This window comes from Bartonella sp. AP30XZML, from assembly GCF_042195945.1.
Taxonomy (GTDB): domain Bacteria; phylum Pseudomonadota; class Alphaproteobacteria; order Rhizobiales; family Rhizobiaceae; genus Bartonella.
The window spans coordinates 1-2,958 of sequence record NZ_JBHIPJ010000070.1 but is presented as its reverse complement, the minus strand read 5'-3'; the positions used below and the strand labels follow the sequence as shown (position 1 = coordinate 2,958).

Genomic DNA, 2,958 nt, shown 5'->3' with positions numbered 1-2,958 from the left:
GCCAAGCAACCATTTAATGAGTTCATTGATTCCTTTTGCTATCCAATAGAGTGGTGAAAAGTTTTTAAAGAGCGTAAAGAGGTTATTGAAAATGTTACTACATAAGCTGTAAAAAGAATTCCATAGCTTTCCTAAGAAGCTTATTACGGTATTCCAGTTTTTGTAGAGTAGATATCCAGTAGCAATAAGCACTGTAATGCCGCCTATTATCCAGCCTATGGGAGTAGACATCATGACGATGCGAAGCGCGGCGAATGCTGTACCAATTACAGCTAATGATGCTACCAACAAGCTTTTTATTTTGTCCCAATATTTGTAAAGCACATATAGAACAGCAATAAGCGCAACAATGCCACCAATTACCCAAGTGATAGGAGAGGACATCATGATGATACCAAGCTTAACAAACGCTGCACCAATTACAGCTAATGATGCAACCAACCGGAAATCTATTTCATCCCAGTATTTACACAGTGCAATAACTGCTGCAATACCACCAAGTATCCAGCCGATAGGTGTGGTCATGATTGCATAGCCAAGTGTGACAAACGCTGCTCCCGCTGCGGCTAACGCGGCAATGAGTGGACCAAAAATGAACGAACCAAGTGCCACAAGTCCTACCTTGAAAAGGGTTATTTCACCAATCAACGGCTCCATCCATTGGAACCAGCCTTTAATCCTCTCTGTGAGATCACTGATGCCTTTTCTTAAATCAGAGGTAGGATTAAGCAAATCATTAAGGACTTTTTTTAAGGTTTTTGCCCAGCTCGCAACGGTTGTTTGAATGAGGTCGCGGTTTTCATCAATCAACTTTGAAAAACCGTCAATCATATCATTAATCACGGGCATGAAACGCGCGCCAATAAAGCTCGCGATACCGCCTATTTTTTTCTTAAAGGCACCAAGCTTGTCACTTAAATCTGCTGCATAGCGTGCAACATCGGCACCTATCAGCCATTTTCCTTTTCGCGCCTTTGCAAACAGCTCTTTAATGGGTGCCATGCCTTGTGCAAGCATGGTCGCCATTTCTTTACCATCACCCCCAAACAGCAGAGCAGCAATATGCTGTCTTTGTGCTTGGCTTTTCATCTTACTCATCTTGTCGGTAATTTCTTCTAACAAGACAGAAGTGGATTTGAGTTTTCCAGAAGTGTTTTTGACAGAAATGCCAAGCGCTTCAAAGCCCATCATGCCTCTTTTTTGTCCGGCATATGCTTGTGCTGAACGCCTATTTAAAACCGCTAAGGATTGTTGAAAAAGTTCGGCAGAAGTGCCTGAATTATCGGCTGCATCACCCCATAATTGAAGTGATGCAACACTCATATTTAAATGGTGTGATGCGTGATAAAGACTATCGCCCAGATGCATGGTTTTCATGGTGAGGGCGGCTACACTTGCCACAAGACCACCATCAGCAAGCCCCAAGACACCAGTAAAGACTGAAGCACGGCTTGCCGCCACTCCAAGAGCACTTTGAACACCATGAAGGCTTTTTGTCATGTTTTTGACAGCAGCAGAAAAGCGCGGAATACCCAAACTATGTGAGAGTGTTTTTGACAATGTGTCGAATTTTTTTTGAAGATGTTTGAGAGGTGCGGTGAGTTTGTCTTCAAGAGACAATCTCACCTTTGCATCAGCAACTTTTTCACTCATTTTATCTTATACCTTTCTGCTGCTTGTTTTCGCCAGAATATGAGTTCTTGCGGTTCCATTTCCATCATGTCTGAAAGTGGCCAATGAAAAACAATGGTAATATCGGCTATGAGTTTAGCGGCGGTTTCCCAGTCGAGGTATCCCGCCGCTTGATAAAAGACTCCAAAATCTCTCCAATGCTCGACAAGTCATTAATATCGAGTTCTCCAACCGCTTCATGTGCCCATCCAGAAAGACGTGCGATCATAGCGATTGTTTGCTCTATGCCTTCTTTTTTGTCGATTGCTTGCACATCTTTTGTTTTGGGGCGCTGTAAAGTAATTTCGGTGTGCTCTTTTCCTTCAAAAGTAACAGGTATCAATAATTTATGTGTAATGCTTGTTTGGACTGTCATTTTTATAATCCTATGTTGTCTCTATGGTCTGCGAGTTGATTGACGCCATTGAATTTTCTCACCAAGTTGAGGACGTCTATCTCAACAATTTCAACGTCCTTCTGGACATATTTGAAATACTGTAATGTGAATGTAGCCGTGGATGTTGCTTTGCTCCCCGGTTGCCATTCTGCCATTTCAAAGCCTTTGCATAGTCCTCTCATGGTAATGACAACACCTTCTGCTGGTGTGCCTTGCGCTTGCATTGAACTTCGTAATGAAATGTCGACATCAGTGCGCCCTAAGAGTGCCATTAACTCTGGAGAGCAATCAGAAATGGTCATGCTAAGCGTGAGGGTTTCAAGACCAAGGTCAACTTCAATGGAGCTATCCATGCCACCGCCGCGATAACTTTCAACAACCAAGTTCAAATTCGGTAATGTTACGCTTTCACATTTTGCTTGATAGGGAATACCGTCGACAAAAATGTTAAAATATTTCAAAACTCTTGGTAAAACGGGGATAGCCATTAAAAAATCTCCTCTAAATAATCATTCACAATGCGTGAACGGAACGTGATATGTTCTGCGGGTGTTGTGGGGGTGAATTCGACATTGAAATAGACTCTACCGCTCTCAATGGCGCTTGCTGTGTTAAGCTCTAGATCAGGCGTACAGCGCCCACCAAGAATGGCGCCTTGTGCTTTCAAATCACGCAAATAGGCATTGACGCTTTCACTGACATCATTCATGTAGGTTTTTTTGATATTGCGGTCGACAGCCCATAGATGCCCGCGCAAAATGGCGTCATTGATCATATCTGCGGTTCTCACCACCGATAAGAAAGCAAACTTTGTATCACTTGAAAGGGTGCGATTACCCCAAAGACGATAACCATTTTCGCGGATAATTGTTGTGATGTTTTGTTCGTTA

The 2,958-nt window shown here is 42.9% G+C and carries 5 protein-coding genes; all 5 read right to left on the bottom strand.

Features of this window, described 5'->3' with window-relative positions; all coding sequences use genetic code 11:
* Positions 1-1,653: phage tail tape measure protein (locus ACFIL2_RS05225; RefSeq protein ID WP_375681702.1), on the bottom strand; the 1,653-nt coding region annotated here is incomplete at its 3' end.
* The gene (locus tag ACFIL2_RS05220; protein WP_273755857.1) at positions 1,650-1,718 is read right to left on the bottom strand and encodes a GpE family phage tail protein; all 69 of its coding nucleotides are present in this window, start codon (positions 1,716-1,718) and stop codon (positions 1,650-1,652) included. The genes ACFIL2_RS05220 and ACFIL2_RS05225, both read right to left, overlap by 4 nt.
* A gap of 41 nt (positions 1,719-1,759) precedes the next feature.
* Positions 1,760-2,047 (bottom strand): phage tail assembly protein, encoded by a 288-nt coding sequence (locus tag ACFIL2_RS05215; RefSeq protein ID WP_375612344.1) that lies wholly within the window; start codon positions 2,045-2,047, stop codon positions 1,760-1,762.
* Positions 2,048-2,049: 2 nt separating this feature from the next.
* Positions 2,050-2,556, bottom strand: coding sequence for a phage major tail tube protein (locus ACFIL2_RS05210; protein WP_375637134.1), 507 nt, complete (start codon positions 2,554-2,556; stop codon positions 2,050-2,052).
* Positions 2,556-2,958 (bottom strand): phage tail sheath family protein (locus ACFIL2_RS05205; protein WP_375680289.1); only part of this gene is annotated, 403 nt, incomplete at its 5' end. The genes ACFIL2_RS05210 and ACFIL2_RS05205, both read right to left, overlap by 1 nt.

Bases quoted from the DNA above. Each gene is read 5' to 3' on its own strand.
- ACFIL2_RS05215 (WP_375612344.1), bottom strand. From the start codon at position 2,047: ATGACAGTCCAAACAAGCATTACACATAAATTATTGATACCTGTTACT.
- ACFIL2_RS05210 (WP_375637134.1), bottom strand. From the start codon at position 2,556: ATGGCTATCCCCGTTTTACCAAGAGTTTTGAAATATTTTAACATTTTT.